The sequence below is a fragment of the Rubellimicrobium mesophilum DSM 19309 genome, from assembly GCF_000600335.2.
GTDB lineage: Bacteria > Pseudomonadota > Alphaproteobacteria > Rhodobacterales > Rhodobacteraceae > Rubellimicrobium > Rubellimicrobium mesophilum.
Genome location: NZ_KK088604.1, coordinates 114,067 through 129,690, shown reverse-complemented (window position 1 = coordinate 129,690; position 15,624 = coordinate 114,067). Strand labels below are relative to the sequence as shown.

The following is a 15,624-nucleotide window of genomic DNA, read 5'->3' as shown; positions in this document are numbered from 1 at the left end:
CCAGCCCCGCCGCCAGACCCCTCTCGCGCAGGTCGCCCCCGACCTCCGCATCGAGCAGCCGGGCCAGGGGACCGACATCGGCGCGCTGACCGACTCCTTCCACCTCAACCTCACCGCCTTCGGGCTCCTGAGCTTCGCGGTGGGCCTCTTCATCGTCCATGGCGCCGTGGGCCTCGCCTTCGAGCAGCGGCGCGGCACCGTCCGCACGCTGCGCGCCATGGGGATGCCGCTCGGCACGCTCATCCTCCTCATGGCCCTTGAACTGGCGCTCCTCGCCCTCGCCTCGGGCGCCCTGGGCCTGATCCTCGGCTACCTGATCGCCGCCGCGCTGCTGCCGGACGTGGCCGGCACTCTGCGCGGCCTCTACGGCGCCGAGGTCGCCGGGACGCTCACCTTCCGCCCCCTCTGGGCGCTCTCCGGCCTCCTGATCGTGCTGGGCGGCACCGCCGTCGCCGCCGCGAGCGCCTTCCGCCGCCTCGCCACCCAGCCGCTCCTCGCCGGAGGCACCCGCCGCGCGGGCGCGCGCTGGGCCGCCCGCCGCGCCAGGACCCAGGGCCTCGCGGGCCTCGCGCTCCTCGCCCTCGCGCTCGCCCTCGGCCTCTGGGGCCACGGCCTGACCGCCGGCTTCGCCATGCTGGGCGCCCTGATGATCGGCGGCGCGCTCCTCCTGCCGCTCCTCCTCGACCGCGTCCTGTCGCTCGGCCAGCGCCTCGCCCGCGAGGCCCTGCCCCAATGGGTCTGGGCCGACACGAGGGCCGAGCTCCCCGGCCTCTCCCTGGCCCTGATGGCCCTCCTCCTCGCCATGGCGGCCAACGTCGGCGTCTCCACCATGGTCTCCTCCTTCCGCCAGACCTTCACGGACTTCCTCGACCAGCGCCTCGCCTCCGAGCTCTACATCGAGGTCCCCGACGCCCCCGCCGCCGCGCGCGTCCTCGCCGCCCTGCCCGATGGCACCCGCGCCCTCCCCATCGCCGCCGTCGAGCGTCCGCTCGAAGGCCAGCCCGGCGAGGTCCGGCTCCTGCGCGACGACCCCACCTACCGCGAGAACTGGCGCTTCCTCTCCGCCGTGCCGGACGCCTGGGACAAGCTCGCCGAAGGGCAAGGGACCGTCGTCAACGAGCAGCTCGCCCGCCGCGCCGGCCTCTCAGTGGGCGACCCGCTCGCCCTCACCGAAACCGTGACCCTCCCGGTCCTCGGCATCTACGGCGACTACGGCAACCCCGTGGGCCAGGCGATCATCGCCGAGTCCCTGTTCCACCGGACCTTCCCCGAGGTGGACCCCCTCAGCTTCGCCCTCCGCGTCCCGCCCGACGACGTCCCCGCCCTCGCGCAGCGCCTCGTGCGGGACTTCGGCCTCGCGCCCGAGCGCGTGGTGAACCAGTCCCGCCTCAAGGCGATCTCCCTCGCCATCTTCGAGCGCACCTTCACCGTCACCGCCGCCCTCAACGTCCTGACCCTCGCCGTCGCGGGCTTCGCGCTCCTGATGTCGCTGCTCACCCTCGGTGCCATCCGCCTGCCGCAACTGGCGCCGGTCTGGGCTCTCGGCACCCGCCGCGCCACGCTGGGGCGGCTGGAGCTCCTCCGCGCCGTGGGCCTCTCCGCGCTGACGGCGCTGGCCGCGCTCCCCCTCGGCCTCGCCCTCGCCTGGGTCCTCCTCGCGGTGGTCAACGTCGAGGCCTTCGGCTGGAAGCTCCCGATGTTCCTCTTCCCGCTGGACTGGCTCCGCCTCCTCGGCCTCGCCCTCCTCGCCGCGGCGGCGGCTGCCCTCTGGCCCGCGATCCGCCTCGCGAGGGTCCCGCCCTCGCTCCTCCTCAAGGTGTTCTCGGATGAGCGCTGACCCGTTGCGCCCCCGTAGGGTGCGCTTCAGCGCACCATCCGCCGCCCGCCGCGCTCGCTGGCCCGGTGCGCTGAAGCGCACCCTACGAAGAGCCCTCCTCGCCCTTTGGCCCCTCGCCGCCCAGGGGCAGGGCTTCGCCGGCCTCGGCCAGAGCGCCGAGGGCTACGCGCTCCCCGACCCCGCCTACGAGTTCAGCTTCCCCAGGGACCACGGCCCCCACCCCGACTTCCGCATCGAGTGGTGGTACGTCACGGCCAACCTTTCCGCCGAGGATGGCACTCCCTACGGCCTGCAATGGACGCTGTTCCGCTCCGCCCTCGCCCCCGGCGAGGCCGACACGGACCAGCTCTGGATGGCCCACGCCGCCGTCACCACGCCCGACCATCACTACGTCGCCGAGCGCCTCGCGCGCGGCGGCACCGGGCAGGCGGGCGTCGCGCTCGACCCCTTCGACGCCTGGATCGACGAATGGCGCCTCACCGGCGACGACCTCGAAACCGCCACCCTCACCGCCCAAGGCACCGACATCGGCTACGACATGGACCTGACGGCCAAGGGCCCCGTCGTTCTCCAGGGCGACCACGGCTACTCCGTCAAGTCCGAGGACGGGCAGGCCAGCCACTACTACTCCCAGCCCTTCTTCGCGATCCAGGGGACCCTGCACCTCCCCCAAGGCGACGTGCCCGTCACCGGCACCGCCTGGCTCGACCGCGAATGGTCCTCCCAGCCGCTCACCGACCGGCAGGTCGGCTGGGACTGGTTCGCCCTCGTCCTCGACGGGGGCGAGCGCGTCATGGGCTACCGCCTGCGCGCCACCGAAGGCGAGCCCTACGCCGTCGCCACCTGGATCGCCGCCGACGGCACCCCCACGCCCTACCCGAACGGCGCCTTCACCGCCGAGCCCGAGGACACCACCGAGGTCGAGGGCCGCGAGGTCCCGACCCGCTGGCACGTCACGCTCCCCGACCACGGCCTCGACGTGACGGTCGAGGCCCTCAATCCGCAGAGCTGGATGGCGACCTCCGTCCCCTACTGGGAGGGCCCCATCACCATCACCGGCTCCCACAAGGGCGTGGGCTACCTCGAAATGACCGGCTACTGACGGGAACAGCCCGCGCGCCCGGCGGTTGGGCTGCCTACCAGCCCCGGAGACCCATCATGCCCCGACCCCAGGCCGTCATCTTCGACGTGGACGGCACGCTCGTGGACACCGTCGACCTCCACGCCCAGGCTTGGCTCGACATCTTCCAGTGGTTCGGCCTTTCCGCCACCTACGACGAGATCCGCCGCCACATCGGCAAGGGCAGCGACCAGCTCCTCCCCGGCCTCGTCCCGCCGGAGTTCCTCGCCGAACGCCAGGAAGAGATGGAGAAGGCCCGCGCCGAGCTCTTCACCCGCGACTACATGCCCCGCGTCCAGCCCTTTCCCAGGGTCCGCGACCTCTTCGAGCGCCTCCGCGTCGACGGCCTCAGGACTGCCCTCGCCACCTCCGGCAAGCCCGAGGAGGTCGCCCACCACAAGGAACTGCTCGGCATCAAGGACCTCCTCGACGCCGAGACGACCTCCGAGGAGGCCGAGCGGTCCAAGCCCTTCCCCGACATCTTCCAGGCGGCCTTCCGGAAGCTGGGCCTCTCCGACCCCGCGACGGCCATCGTGATCGGCGACACCCCCTACGACGCCGAGGCCGCCCGCGCGGCGGGCTACCCGTTCCTCGGCGTCCTCTCGGGGGCTTCACCGAGGCCTCCCTCAAGTCGGCGGGCGCGGTCGCCGTCTACCGCGACCCCGCCCACCTGCTCGAATGCTACAACGAATCGCCGCTCGCGCTGGCCTAGGCCGCGGTCACGCCATGTCGAAGGCCAGCGCCTTCACCTGCTGGAACATCCCTGTCCGCCGCAGCTTGTCGAGGATCGGCTCCGGCACCGGGTCGTCCACATACAGGATCGCGATGGCCTCGCCGCCGCGCTGGCTCCGCCCCAGGGTGAAGTTCGCGATGTTGACCCCGTTCTCGCCCATCGTCTGACCGAGCGTCCCGATGATCCCCGGCACGTCCTCGTTCGTCGTGTAGACCATGTTCGCCCCGATCTCGGCATCGACGGTGATGCCCTTGATCTGGATGAACCGGGGCTTCCCGTCCGAGAAGACCGTCCCCGCCACCGACCGCTCGCGCGCGTCCGTGACGACCGTCACCTTGACGTAGCCCTCGAACATCCCGGTCTGGTCCTGCCGCGTGGTGCTCACGTGGATGCCCCGCTCGCGCGCGATCACCGGCGCGGAGACGAGGTTCACGTCCGGGTTCGCCCGCCGCATGATCCCCGCGATCACCGCGCAGTTCAGCGCCGCGAGGTTCATCGTCGACGCGACCCCGTCATAGAGCACGTTGATCGCCTTGATCGGCTCGTCGGTCATCTGCCCCACGAAGTTGCCCAGATGCCCCGCGAGCCGGATCCACGGCCCCATCACCTTGGCCTCCTCGGCGGTCACCGAGGGCATGTTGAGCGCGTTCGTCACCGCCCCGGTCAGCAGATAGTCCGACATCTGCTCGGCTACCTGGAGCGCCACGTTCTCCTGCGCCTCGGTCGTCGCGGCGCCGAGGTGCGGCGTGCAGACCACGTTCGGCAGGTTGAACAGCGGCGAGGCCGTCGCGGGCTCCACCGCGAAGACGTCCAAGGCCGCGCCGGCGACGTGCCCCGACTTCAGCGCCTCGGCCAGCGCCTCCTCGTCCACGAGGCCGCCCCGCGCGCAGTTGACGATGCGCACGCCCGGCTTCAGCTTCTGGATGGCCTCGCGCGACAGGATGTTGCGGGTCTGGTCCGTCAGCGGCACGTGCAGCGTGATGAAGTCCGCCCGGTGCAGCAGGTCCTCCAGCTCCACCTTCTCGACGCCGAGCTGGTCCGCCCGCTCCTCCGACAGGAAGGGGTCGTAGGCGATCACCTTCATCCTGAGGCCCCGCGCCCGGTCGCAGACGATCCCGCCGATGTTGCCCGCGCCGATCACGCCCAGCGTCTTGCCGGTCAGCTCCACGCCCATGAAGCGGGACTTCTCCCACTTGCCGGCATGGGTCGAGGCGTTCGCCTCCGGGATCTGCCGCGCCACCGCCAGCATCATGGCGATGGCGTGCTCGGCGGTGGTGATGGAGTTCCCGAAGGGCGTGTTCATCACGATCACGCCCTTCTTCGACGCCGCCGGGATGTCCACGTTGTCCACCCCGATCCCCGCCCGCCCGATGACCTTGAGGTTCGCCGCGGCGGCGATCAGCTTCTCGGTCGCCTTGGTGGCCGACCGGATGGCGAGGCCGTCGTAGTCGCCGATGATGGCGAGGAGGGCGTCCTTGTCCTTGCCGAGCTTGGGTTGGTAGTCCACCTCGACGCCGCGATCCTTGAAGATCTGCACGGCGGCGGTCGAGAGTTCGTCCGAGATGAGCACGCGGGGGGCCATGTGGGGCTCCATGAATCCTGATTTTGGGGGTGGCGGGGTGAACCCCGCCCTACGAAGGGGGAACCGGGCGCGCGATCTCGCACCCGTAGGGCGGGGTTCACCCCGCCATGCACCTCATGCCGCCTGCGCGACCTTCTCGATCTCGGCATGGAATGCCCAGTCGAGCCACGGCAGCATCGCCTGCACGTCCGCCAGCTCCACCGTCGCCCCGCACCAGACCCGCAGGCCCGGAGGCGCATCGCGATACGCGCCCACGTCCCAAGCCGCGCCCGCCTGCTCCAGCCGCTTGGCCACGGCCTTCGCAAACGCCGCCCCGTCCGCGATGCGCGGATCGGTGAACCTGAGGCACACCGAGGTGTTCGACCGCGTGCCTGCGTCCTCCGCGAGGTTCGCGACCCAAGGCCGCGCGTCGCAGAAGTCCCAGACGGCCTTGGCGTTCGCATCCGCCCGCGCGATCAGCCCCTCAAGGCCCCCGACCGACTTCCCCCACTCCAGCGCCACGATCCAGTCCTCGACGCAGAGCATCGAGGGCGTGTTGATCGTCTCGCCCTGGAAGATCCCCTCGATCAGCTTTCCCTTGCTCGTGAGCCGGAAGATCTTCGGCAGCGGCCGGTCGGGCACGTAACTCTCAAGCCGCTCCACCGCGCGCGGACCGAGCACGAGAACCCCATGCGCCGCCTCGCCGCCCATGACCTTCTGCCAGGAGAACGTCGTCACATCGAGCCTGTCCCACGGCAGCTCCTGCGCGAAGGCCGCCGAGGTCGCATCGCAGATCGTGAGCCCCTTGCGGTCGGCCGGGATCACGTCCCCCGACGGCACCCGCACGCCCGAGGTCGTGCCGTTCCAGGTGAAGACCACGTCGCGGTCGTAGTCCAAGGACGCCATGTCGACGATCTTACCGTAATCCGCCCGGTGCACCCGCGCGTCGAGCCTGAGCTGCTTCACGGCGTCCGTGACCCAACCCTCGCCGAACGACTCCCAGGCGACCATCTCCACGGGCCGCTCGCCCAGCATGGTCCACATCGCCATCTCCACGGCGCCCGTGTCCGAGGCCGGCACGATCCCGATGCGATGCGTGTCCGGCACCGCCAGCACCTCTCGCGTGAGGTCGATGGCGCGCTTCAGCCGCGCCTTGCCCTCGGCGGCGCGGTGCGACCGGCCGAGCCTGGCGTCCTTCAGCGCGTCGGTGCTCCAGGTGGGGGGCTTGGCGCAGGGGCCCGAGGAAAAACGCGGGTTCGCAGGCTTGGCCTGCGGCTCTTGCAGCGTCATGTGCTACCCTTCCAGGTAAAAGCCCCTCGTTGGGGAGGGGTGTCCCGCCGCAAGGGGTAGAGCGCCCCGCCGGGGTTCCGCAAGTCGCCAAATGGGTCTAATCCGCCGCGAACGCGCCCCTGCTGCGGGGGCCGCGACTACGATCGGAAACTTATGCTCGCCGCCACCCTCATCGCCGCCCCCGGCGGCCTGCCCCGCGCGCTGCCCGAGGCCATCCGCGCCCGCTGGTCCGGCGGCGAGGTCCGCTGGCTGGCCCCGGGCGAGGCCGCCGAGCTCCCGCTGCCCGAGGAGCCCGCCGACCTCCGGGACCTGTGGGAGGAGCTGCAGGCCGAGGGCATCGACCTCCTCCTCCAGCCCGCCGCCAACAGGCGCAAGCGGATGCTCCTCGCCGACATGGACTCCACCATGATCCAGCAGGAGTGCATCGACGAGCTGGCCGTCGTCGCCGGGGTCGGCGAGCACGTCGCCGCCATCACCGCCCGCGCCATGAACGGCGAGATCGGCTTCGAGGGCGCGCTTCGCGAGCGCGTGGCCCTCCTCAAGGACCTCCCCGAGGCCGTCATCGAGGAGGTCCTCCGCGACCGCATCACCTACATGCCCGGCGGGGCCACGCTCCTCGCCACCATGAAGGCCCACGGCGCCCATGCCGTCCTCGTCTCCGGCGGCTTCCTGAGCTTCGCCCGTCCCGTCGCCGCCCATCTCGGCTTCGACGAGGCCCGCGCCAACACGCTCCTCTCCGCCGACGGCCGCCTCACCGGAGAGGTGCAGGAGCCCATCCTCGGCCGCGAGGCCAAGGTCGCCACCCTGACCGAGGTGTCGAGCCGCCTCGGCCTCGCCCCCCAGGACGTCCTCGCCGTGGGCGACGGCGCGAACGACCTCGGGATGCTCCGCCTCGCCGGGACCGGAGTCGCCCTCCACGCCAAGCCCGCCGTGCAGGCCGAGTGCCGCCTCCGCGTCAACCACGGTGACCTCACGGCACTCCTTTACCTCCAGGGCTACGCGCGCGACGAGTTCGCCTGATGCTCCCCATCGGCCCCGAGATCCTCCTGCTCCTCGTCCTCGCGGCCTTCATCGCGGGCGTCATCGACTCCATCGCGGGCGGCGGCGGCCTTCTCGCCCTCCCCGCGATCCTCCTCGCCGGGGCGCCCCCCGTGACGGCGCTCGCCACCAACAAGCTGCAAGGGATGTTCGGCACCGCCTCCGCCGTGCTCCACTACGCCCGCGCCGGTCAGGTCGAGCCCCGCACCCAGGCCTTCCCCGCGCTCCTGGCCCTGCTCGCGGGCGGCGGCGGCGCGCTCGTCGCTTCCCACCTCCCCGCCGAGGCGATCCGCGCCGTCCTTCCCATCCTGCTGATCGGCGTGGCCCTCTACTTCGCCTTCAAGAAGGGCCTGAACGACGACGACCGGCACCAGCGGATGAGCGAGGGGACCTTCGACGCCACCTTCGTCCCCGGCATGGCCTTCTACGACGGCGTCCTCGGGCCGGGCACGGGCTCGTTCTTCATGCTCGGCTTCGTGACCCTGCGCGGCTTCGGCCTCCTCAAGGCCACCGCCCACACCAAGCTCCTCAACTTCGCCTCCAACGTGGGCTCCATGCTGGTCTTCGCCCTCGTGGCCCAGCCCTGGTGGATCGTCGGCCTCTCGATGGGCGTCGCGCAGTTCGCCGGCGCGCAGGTCGGCTCCCGCCTCGCCGTCCGGGTGGGCGCCCGCGTGATCCGCCCGCTCCTCGTCGTCACCTCCGTGGCCCTCGCCCTCCGCCTCCTCTGGCAGGCCTGGAGCGCCTGACGTAAACGACCCCCGATCCTCAGGAGGTGCCGCCCATGTTCCGCCAGTCCCACCTCCTCGGCATCGAGCCCCTCCACCCGCAGGAGATCACCACCCTCCTCGACCTCGCGGACTCCTACGCGGAGCGCAACCGCAAGGGCCTCCCCGCCGGGGACGCGCTCTCGGGCCTCACCCAGGTCAACATGTTCTTCGAGCCCTCGACCCGCACGCAGTCGAGCTTCGAGCTCGCCGGCCGCAAGCTCGGCGCGGACGTGATGAACATGGGCGTCGCCGCCTCCTCGGTGAAGAAAGGGGAGACCCTGATCGACACCGCGTTGACGCTGAACGCCATGCGCCCCGACCTCCTCGTGGTCCGTCACCCCATGTCCGGCGCCGTGGACCTCCTCGCCCAGAAGGTCCAGAACTGCGCCGTCCTCAACGCCGGCGACGGGCGGCACGAGCACCCGACCCAGGCGCTCCTCGACGCCCTCACGATCCGCCGCCGCAAGGGCCGTCTCCACCGCCTGAGTATCGCCATCTGCGGCGACATCGCCCATAGCCGCGTGGCCCGCTCCAACATCCTGCTCCTCCACAAGATGGAGAACCGCATCCGCCTCGTCGCGCCGCCGACCCTCATGCCCGCCGGCATCGACGCCTTCGGCTGCGAGGTCTTCTCCTCCATGGAGGAGGGCCTTGAGGGCTGCGACGTGGTGATGATGCTCCGCCTCCAGAAGGAGCGGATGGACGGCGGCTTCGTCCCCTCCGAGCGCGAGTATTTCCACCTCTACGGCCTGGATGCGGCGAAGCTCGCCCACGCCGCCCCGACGCCATCGTCATGCACCCCGGCCCCATGAACGCGGGCGTGGAGATCGATGGCACGCTGGCCGACGACATCAACCGTTCGGTGATCCAGACCCAGGTGGAGATGGGCGTGGCGGTGCGCATGGCCGCGATGGACCTCCTGGCGCGGAACCTCCGTAAGGCGAGGGGGCGGGAGGCGGTGGGGGAGGGGTAGGTGCCTGTTCGGGCGGTGAGGGCGTGGCCTTCAAAACCCACTAGGGCGCTAGATCAGTCAGATCTGCAAGCAGAGCCTTCAGCCCACCGAGGGCAAAGGCGCATGGAAACGGGATCACTCCCTCAGGTCCGACCATGCGCAAGCCTACCTCCGTTCAGACCCTCAGCGACTTCGGTCGTGTCCGACTGTCGAAATCATTCTTCGTGCGCGACTTCCTCTTCTCGGACATCGCCGCGATCCATGGCTTCGCCAATGTCCCAGACGACCCCGACCTAGCCATCGCCGCCGGCACCCGGCTCTGCGAGGAACTCCTCGAGCCTCTTCAAGATGCCTTCGGCCGTATCGCCATCCGCTCCGCCTACCGCTCGCCCGAGGTGAACGGCTTCGGGTCCCAGGCGATGAGGGACAACAAGAAGGGCTACAACTGCGCTTCCAACGAGGCGAACCGTGCCGCCCATATCTGGGACCAGCGCGACGCCGAGGGCCGAATGGGCGCTACGGCTTGTATCGTTGTCCCATCTTTCTGGGACCGTTTCCAAGCCCCTGGCGACTGGCAGCGCCTCGCTTGGTGGATTCACGACCATCTGCCCTATTCAGAAATGTTCTTCTTCCCGACCTACTGGGCCTTCAACCTGTCCTGGCGCGAGGAACCCGTCCGCCGCATCGACAGCTACGTCGAGCCTAAGGGCTGTCTGACCAAGCCCGGCCTGCCCAACCACCAAGGCAGCCACGAGCCACTTTGGCGCGGTATCCTGCCCTGAACGCCGTAGTCCCGTAGGGTGGGTGCAACCCACCATTCCCGACCCGAATCGAGCGTCCCGCATCGACTGATTCGTGGTGGGTTGGCGCCCACCCACCAAGGGCGACGCAACACCCCCGCCGAGCAACTTCCCTCGCCGGATCAGCGACTTGCCTCCAGGGTGTTGCGTCGCCCCACCCCCCACCGAACGCCCCATTCACCATTCGTTAACCCGCCCCCGGCACCCTGACGGCACGAGATCAGGAGCGGCACCCCCGGCCGATCCTCCCGGACCCGAGACCACCCGCACGGGTGCAGGCCGGCGAGGTGTTCCCGGAGGCATCTGAAAGCCGCTCCCCCGCGCGGAGGGCCATGGTTGGTCGGACCTCCGCGCGGGCTCGCTCCAGATGGCCGACCAAGCCCGGGACCGGTTCCCCCGGGCGAGAGCTCTTTGAGGGGCGGGAGCGGCGATGACACCTCCAGGGGGTCCTGGCGTCGTCCTCCGGTTAGGCATCGCGCCCCACTGGGAGAGGTCATGGCACGGCCTCGCAAAGACCCGGCCGCCGCGCGTCGAACACGCGCCCCCCACGCCGGCCGGGTTGGCCCCCGGCGGCGTGGGACCGGAGGCCGCTCCGCCCCGCCGTGCCAACCCGGCGGGCGGAGAACGCTCCGACTCGGGGTCCACGCCCCCTGTCCCTCCACGCCCGGACTCCGCCGGGCCAAGGGGCAGGGGGCCGAGGACCTCATCCCGTCTTCTGACCCCAAATAACCCGGGGAAGCGCGCAGCGCGGGGGCAGGGCCCCCCTCAGCCCCCGTTCAGCCTCGGCGACCTCTCCTTCAGCCGGTCGATCATCTCCGAGGCCTTGGCCTTCGACAGCCCCTCGTCGAACTCCTCGCCCGTCTCCTCGCAGAGCGTCCGCAGGTAGGACGCCTGCGCCCCCGTCATCGGCTCGTCGCCCGTGACCCAGGTCTCCGGGTCCTTCTGCGCGTTTCCCTCGGGGTGGACCTTGGTGTTGTGCTCGTCGTGATGCGCCTTGGCCTGCGCCATGATGCTGTCTCCATGCTGTTGTTCCTATAATGTTCTCGCCGTGCTAAGGTTCCGCCGACTCACCGCTTCGTGGACCTCGCCATGCGCGACCGCGACCTCGAACAGCGTCTCCGCGCCGACCTCACCACCCGCGACGGCATCACCGAGACCACCATGTTCGGCAGCCTCGCCTTCCTCCTCCGGGGCAACCTCCTCGCCTGCGCGAGCCATGAGGGCCTTCTCGCCCGCCTCGGCCGAGGCAACGAAGGCTGGGCCCTCGCGCTCCCCGGCGTGACCACGCCGATGTCCGGCACCCGCTCCATGAAGGGCTGGGTCCGCCTCCCGCCGGGCCTCGCCGCCGACCCCGCGCTCCGGGCCCGCGTCCTCGACGCCGCAACCGCCTTCGTCGCCTCCCTCCCGCCCAAGTAGCCGCCTTGCGGCCCAACCCTCGCGGGGCTAGGGGAGGCGCGTCCAGCCAGGGGGAGGAGAGGCCGATGACACGGACCCTGATCCGCGACGTCCGCCTGATCGACCCCGAGGGCGGCACGGACCAGCCCGGCGCCCTCCTCATCGAGGACGGCCTCATCGCCGACCTCCTCCCCCCCGACCCCGAGGGCGACTTCGACGAGGTGATCGACGGCAACGGCAAGCACCTCGCTCCCGGCATCGTCGACTGGGGCGTCAAGGTCTCCGAGCCCGGCGAGCGTCACAAGGAGTCGTTCCGCTCCGCCGGCCTCGCCGCCGCCGCCGGGGGCGTCACCACCATCGTGACCCGCCCCGACACGCTCCCTGCCATCGACACGCCCGAGACGCTGGAGTTCGTGGCCCGCCGCGCGGCCGCCGACAGCCCCGTCCACGTCCTCCCCATGGCGGCCCTGACCAAGGGCCGCGAGGGGCGCGAGATGACCGAGATCGCCTTCCTCCGCGACGCCGGCGCCGTGGCCTTCACCGACGGCGACCGCGTGACCGAGGACACCCGCGTCCTCGCCCGCGCCCTGACCTACGCGCGTGGCCTCGGCGCCCTCGTCGTCACCCATGTCCAGGACCCCGGCCTCTCGCGCGGGGCGGTGATGACCAGCGGCAAGTTCGCGAGCCTCCGCGGCCTCCCCGCCGTGAGCCCCATGGCCGAGCGGATCGGCCTCGAACGCGACCTCGCGCTCCTCGAGATGACCCGCGCCCGCCTCCACGCCGACCAGGTGACCACCGCCGCGTCGCTCCCCTCGCTCCTGCGCGCCAAGGAGCAGGGCCTCGACGTCACCGCCGGCATCTCGGTCCACCACCTGACGCTCAACGACTTCGACGTCGGCGACTACCGCACCTTCTTCAAGCTCGTGCCCCCCCTCCGGCAGGAGGAGGACCGCGAGGCCGCCGTGGAGGCCCTGGCCTCCGGCCTGATCGACACCCTGGGCTCCATGCACACGCCGCAGGACGAGGAATCGAAGCGCCTCCCCTTCGAGGGCGCCGCCCCCGGCGCCGTGGGCCTCGAGACGCTGCTCCCCGCGAGCCTCCGCCTCGTCCACGCGGGTCGCCTCTCGCTCCCGCAGCTCTTCCGCGCCCTGTCGCTGAACCCCTCGCGCTGCCTCGGCCTCCCCACCGGACGGCTCCGCAAGGGCGCCCCCGCCGACCTCGTCCTCTTCGACCTGCACGCGCCCTTCGTCCTCGACCGCTGGCGGATGCTGTCCAAGTCCAAGAATACCCCCTTCGACGGCGCCCGCCTCCAGGGCCGCGTCAGGGGCACATGGGTCGCGGGCCGCCGCGTCGGAGGGGCCTGATGCCCGAGATCGTCTCCCCCGCCACGACGCTCCTCCTCTGGGCCGTCCTCGGCTACCTCCTGGGCTCCATCCCGTTCGGCGTCCTCGTGACCCGCGCCATGGGCCTGGGCGACGTGCGCTCCATCGGCTCGGGCAACATCGGCGCCACCAACGTCCTGCGGACCGGCAGCAAGGGCGCCGCGCTTGCCACGCTCCTCCTCGACGGCGGCAAGGGCGCGCTGGCGGTCCTCCTCGCCCGCGCCGTCGCGCCCGAGGACGCGGCCCAGCTCGCGGGCGCCATGGCCTTCCTCGGCCACTGCTTCCCGGTCTGGCTCGGCTTCAGGGGCGGCAAGGGCGTCGCGACCGCCCTCGGCCTGCTCCTCGCGGTCGCCTGGCCCGTCGGCCTCGCCGCCTGCGCCACCTGGGCCGCCACGGCGGCGCTTCTCCGCATCTCCTCGCTCTCGGCCCTGGTGGCGGCGGTCCTCTCGCCGCTCTGGGCCGTCCTCCTCGGACGCGGCGAGGTCGTCGTCCTCGCCATCGCCCTGGCCGCGCTGATCCTGGTCCGCCACCGCGCCAACATCGCCCGCCTCCTCGCGGGGACCGAGCCGCGCATCGGTCGACGCTAGGTCAACGATTGCTCCGCCCCGCCGAGGCCCTATGCTGTATCCTCATGGCATGGCAGCGGCGGCCATGAGGATCGCGGGCAGGGACGGCCGGGGGCTCCACCTCCGGCCCCGCTCGCGTTGGGCTGGCCGCATCGGTGGGGGAGGACAACGATGACCCAGGACGGGACCGGCGCGGGATTCGCCGGCAAGCGCATCCTCGTGGTGGAGGACGAGATGATCGTCGCCATGCTGATCGAGGACATCCTGATGGACGGCGGCGCCACCGTGGTCGGTCCCGCCGCCCGCGTGAACAAGGCGCTCGACCTCCTGGGGACCGAGACCGTGGACGCCGCGCTGCTCGACGTGAACCTCGCGGGCGAGAACACGGTGCCGGTGGCCGAGGAGCTGCGCCGTCGCGGCATCCCCTTCGCCTTCGCGACCGGCTACGGCGCGGCGGGCCTGCCCGACGGCTTCACGGGCCAGCCTCTCCTGCAGAAGCCCTTCCAGGAGCGGGACCTCCAGGAGGTCATATCCCGCGTCCTGGCCGGCTGACGGCTCAGGCCGCCCCCGCGCCTTCCGTCGCGGCCGCCGGGGCGCTGTCGGCGATCCTCTGCCAGAACTCCTCCCGCTCGTTCGTGCGCGGGAAGGGCTCGTCCGGCACCGGCACGCCCAGGAAGGCGCAGAGCGGCGCCCAGCCTTCCCTGACCTCGAAGACCAGGAGCCGTTCCGCCGGGACCGCCGCCTTCACCGCCTCCGTATGCGCGGCGAAGGCTGCCCGCAGCCCCTCGCGGTCCAGCCCGGCATGGACGCCGCTCTTCGCCAGCACCGCGCGCCCCATGGCCAGCCAGTCCTGCATCGGCGGCGGCAGCGGCGTCCCGTCCATGAGCTTCCCGATCGTCTCGCCGAAGCTCGCCACCCAACTCTCCGGGCTGCGGACGGTGAGGACGAACCGCGCCGCCGGATAGGCCTCGGCCAGCTCGCGGGTGAAGGCCGCCACCGGCCAGTCCACGGCGCTGCCGTAGCCCCGGAAGATCGTCGCCCAGTCGGGCCTCCCCTGTGCCGCCGCGGTCCAGAGCGGCACCCGCTCGTCCATCCGCGCCAGCACCTCCTCCATGTGGTAGCAGGGGCCGAACCCCAGCCGTTCGAGAGCGAGCTTCAGCGAATACGTTCCCGTCCGGCCAAGGCCGGCGCCGATCACCTGCATGGACATGGGCCCTCCCTCTGACGTCCGGCCCGGCTCGTGCCGGGCCTGACGCAGCGTAACACAGTCCGGGCCGTCGGTCGCGCGGGTCGGGCTCAGTCCCGTAGGAGCTCGTTGATCCCGGTCTTGGAGCGGGTCTGCGCGTCCACCCGCTTCACGATCACCGCGCAGTAGAGGCTCACGCCGCCCGAGGAGGGCAGGGACCCCGCCACGACGACGGAATAGGGCGGCACCTCGCCGTAGGTCACCTCGCCGGTCGCGCGGTCGAGAATCTTGGTCGACTTGCCGATGAAGACCCCCATGCCCAGGACCGAGCCCTGCCGCACGATGCAGCCCTCGACCACCTCGGAGCGCGCGCCGATGAAGCAGTCGTCCTCGATGATCGTCGGGCCGGCCTGCATGGGCTCCAGCACGCCGCCGATGCCGACCCCGCCCGAGAGGTGCACGTTCGCCCCGATCTGCGCGCAGGACCCCACGGTCGCCCAGGTGTCCACCATGGTGTTCTCGCCCACGTGGGCCCCCAGGTTCACGAAGGACGGCATCAGCACGGCGCCCCTGGCAATGAAGGCCGACCGCCGCACGATGGAGCCCGGCACCGCGCGGAACCCCGCCTGCTGCCAGCGCGCCTCGTCCCAGCCCTTGAACTTGCTGTCGACCTTGTCCCACCACGAGGCCCCCTGCGGCGCCCCCTCCTGCATCGCCATGTCGTTCAGCCGGAACGACAGCAGCACCGCCTTCTTGGCCCACTGGTTGACGGTCCACTGCCCGTCCGCGCCCCGTTCCGCCACCCGGAGCGAGCCGGAGTCCAGCGCCTCCAGCGTGGTCTCCACGGCGTCGCGGACCTCGCCCTTCGTGGACGGCGTGAGGGAGGCGCGATCCTCCCAGGCGGCGTCGATGGCGGCTTCGAGGGCGGCGTGGGACATGGGCAGGACCTCCGGTGCGTGTCGAGAGCGGCCTATAGGCGCCAGGGCTTCGCCACGCA

At 71.5% G+C, this 15,624-nt stretch carries 14 protein-coding genes and 2 pseudogenes; 11 read left to right on the top strand and 5 right to left on the bottom strand.

Going from position 1 to position 15,624, the window contains the following annotated elements; translation table 11 throughout:
- Positions 1-139 precede the first annotated feature (139 nt).
- From RUMESO_RS19015 to RUMESO_RS28650, 3 genes and pseudogenes are all read left to right on the top strand, one after another.
- Positions 140-1,837 carry an FtsX-like permease family protein gene (locus tag RUMESO_RS19015; protein ID WP_342670803.1) on the top strand — a complete coding sequence of 566 codons (1,698 nt, stop codon included), beginning with the start codon at positions 140-142 and terminating at the stop codon, positions 1,835-1,837.
- Positions 1,827-2,939, top strand: a complete 1,113-nt coding sequence (locus RUMESO_RS19010; RefSeq protein WP_082484307.1) for a lipocalin-like domain-containing protein — start codon at positions 1,827-1,829, stop codon at positions 2,937-2,939. Before RUMESO_RS19015 ends, RUMESO_RS19010 begins: the two co-directional genes overlap by 11 nt.
- 56 nt (positions 2,940-2,995) lie before the next feature.
- A pseudogene (locus tag RUMESO_RS28650) lies at positions 2,996-3,571 on the top strand (HAD family hydrolase); the annotation flags it as partial.
- Between the two features lie 105 nt (positions 3,572-3,676).
- Here the strand turns inward: RUMESO_RS28650 and serA are convergent.
- Together serA and RUMESO_RS18995 are read right to left on the bottom strand one after the other, a co-directional pair.
- The gene (gene serA / locus RUMESO_RS19000) at positions 3,677-5,272 is read right to left on the bottom strand and encodes a phosphoglycerate dehydrogenase (RefSeq protein ID WP_037282393.1); all 1,596 of its coding nucleotides are present in this window, start codon (positions 5,270-5,272) and stop codon (positions 3,677-3,679) included.
- 114 nt (positions 5,273-5,386) lie between these two features.
- On the bottom strand, positions 5,387-6,541 hold the full coding sequence (locus RUMESO_RS18995) for a phosphoserine transaminase (RefSeq protein WP_037282390.1): 1,155 nt from the start codon (positions 6,539-6,541) through the stop codon (positions 5,387-5,389).
- A 153-nt stretch (positions 6,542-6,694) separates the two neighbouring features.
- Between RUMESO_RS18995 and serB the strand changes: the two genes are divergently transcribed.
- The 4 genes and pseudogenes from serB (at position 6,695) to RUMESO_RS18975 (ending at position 10,080) form a co-directional block, all read left to right on the top strand.
- Entirely contained in the window at positions 6,695-7,561 is an 867-nt protein-coding gene (gene serB / locus RUMESO_RS18990) for a phosphoserine phosphatase SerB (RefSeq protein WP_037282387.1), read from the top strand.
- Positions 7,561-8,325: a TSUP family transporter gene (locus RUMESO_RS18985; RefSeq protein WP_037282385.1), complete on the top strand. Its 765-nt coding sequence runs from the start codon at positions 7,561-7,563 to the stop codon at positions 8,323-8,325. The genes serB and RUMESO_RS18985 overlap by 1 nt, the downstream gene beginning before the upstream one ends.
- A 35-nt stretch (positions 8,326-8,360) precedes the next feature.
- Positions 8,361-9,319, top strand: a pseudogene (locus tag RUMESO_RS18980) (aspartate carbamoyltransferase catalytic subunit).
- Between the two features lie 203 nt (positions 9,320-9,522).
- Positions 9,523-10,080 carry a hypothetical protein gene (locus RUMESO_RS18975; protein ID WP_245639340.1) on the top strand — a complete coding sequence of 186 codons (558 nt, stop codon included), beginning with the start codon at positions 9,523-9,525 and terminating at the stop codon, positions 10,078-10,080.
- Positions 10,081-10,863: 783 nt separating this feature from the next.
- Here RUMESO_RS18975 and RUMESO_RS18970 read toward each other — a convergent pair.
- Positions 10,864-11,106 carry a DUF3072 domain-containing protein gene (locus RUMESO_RS18970; protein WP_037282381.1) on the bottom strand — a complete coding sequence of 81 codons (243 nt, stop codon included), beginning with the start codon at positions 11,104-11,106 and terminating at the stop codon, positions 10,864-10,866.
- An 81-nt stretch (positions 11,107-11,187) separates the two neighbouring features.
- On the opposite strand from RUMESO_RS18970, the gene RUMESO_RS18965 reads away from it, so the two are divergent.
- The 4 genes from RUMESO_RS18965 (at position 11,188) to RUMESO_RS18950 (ending at position 13,993) form a co-directional block, all read left to right on the top strand.
- Positions 11,188-11,514 carry a TfoX/Sxy family protein gene (locus RUMESO_RS18965; protein ID WP_037282378.1) on the top strand — a complete coding sequence of 109 codons (327 nt, stop codon included), beginning with the start codon at positions 11,188-11,190 and terminating at the stop codon, positions 11,512-11,514.
- A 65-nt stretch (positions 11,515-11,579) separates the two neighbouring features.
- On the top strand, positions 11,580-12,857 hold the full coding sequence (gene pyrC, locus RUMESO_RS18960) for a dihydroorotase (RefSeq protein ID WP_037282376.1): 1,278 nt from the start codon (positions 11,580-11,582) through the stop codon (positions 12,855-12,857).
- Positions 12,857-13,462: a glycerol-3-phosphate 1-O-acyltransferase PlsY gene (gene plsY, locus RUMESO_RS18955; RefSeq protein WP_037282373.1), complete on the top strand. Its 606-nt coding sequence runs from the start codon at positions 12,857-12,859 to the stop codon at positions 13,460-13,462. Before pyrC ends, plsY begins: the two co-directional genes overlap by 1 nt.
- A gap of 150 nt (positions 13,463-13,612) precedes the next feature.
- Positions 13,613-13,993, top strand: a complete 381-nt coding sequence (locus tag RUMESO_RS18950) for a response regulator (protein ID WP_051521493.1) — start codon at positions 13,613-13,615, stop codon at positions 13,991-13,993.
- 4 nt (positions 13,994-13,997) lie between these two features.
- On the opposite strand, the gene RUMESO_RS18945 is transcribed toward RUMESO_RS18950, so the two are convergent.
- Both RUMESO_RS18945 and dapD read right to left on the bottom strand, forming a co-directional pair.
- On the bottom strand, positions 13,998-14,651 hold the full coding sequence (locus RUMESO_RS18945; RefSeq protein ID WP_037282371.1) for a sulfotransferase family protein: 654 nt from the start codon (positions 14,649-14,651) through the stop codon (positions 13,998-14,000).
- Positions 14,652-14,737: 86 nt separating this feature from the next.
- Positions 14,738-15,565: a 2,3,4,5-tetrahydropyridine-2,6-dicarboxylate N-succinyltransferase gene (gene dapD / locus RUMESO_RS18940; RefSeq protein ID WP_037282369.1), complete on the bottom strand. Its 828-nt coding sequence runs from the start codon at positions 15,563-15,565 to the stop codon at positions 14,738-14,740.
- Positions 15,566-15,624: the final 59 nt, after the last annotated feature.

Coding starts and splice junctions, on each gene's coding strand:
- RUMESO_RS19010 (WP_082484307.1), top strand. CDS start 1,827: ATGAGCGCTGACCCGTTGCGCCCCCGTAGGGTGCGCTTCAGCGCACCA.
- serA (WP_037282393.1), bottom strand. CDS start 5,272: ATGGCCCCCCGCGTGCTCATCTCGGACGAACTCTCGACCGCCGCCGTG.
- RUMESO_RS18995 (WP_037282390.1), bottom strand. CDS start 6,541: ATGACGCTGCAAGAGCCGCAGGCCAAGCCTGCGAACCCGCGTTTTTCC.
- serB (WP_037282387.1), top strand. CDS start 6,695: ATGCTCGCCGCCACCCTCATCGCCGCCCCCGGCGGCCTGCCCCGCGCG.
- RUMESO_RS18985 (WP_037282385.1), top strand. CDS start 7,561: ATGCTCCCCATCGGCCCCGAGATCCTCCTGCTCCTCGTCCTCGCGGCC.
- RUMESO_RS18970 (WP_037282381.1), bottom strand. CDS start 11,106: ATGGCGCAGGCCAAGGCGCATCACGACGAGCACAACACCAAGGTCCAC.
- RUMESO_RS18965 (WP_037282378.1), top strand. CDS start 11,188: ATGCGCGACCGCGACCTCGAACAGCGTCTCCGCGCCGACCTCACCACC.
- pyrC (WP_037282376.1), top strand. CDS start 11,580: ATGACACGGACCCTGATCCGCGACGTCCGCCTGATCGACCCCGAGGGC.
- plsY (WP_037282373.1), top strand. CDS start 12,857: ATGCCCGAGATCGTCTCCCCCGCCACGACGCTCCTCCTCTGGGCCGTC.
- RUMESO_RS18950 (WP_051521493.1), top strand. CDS start 13,613: ATGACCCAGGACGGGACCGGCGCGGGATTCGCCGGCAAGCGCATCCTC.
- RUMESO_RS18945 (WP_037282371.1), bottom strand. CDS start 14,651: ATGTCCATGCAGGTGATCGGCGCCGGCCTTGGCCGGACGGGAACGTAT.
- dapD (WP_037282369.1), bottom strand. CDS start 15,565: ATGTCCCACGCCGCCCTCGAAGCCGCCATCGACGCCGCCTGGGAGGAT.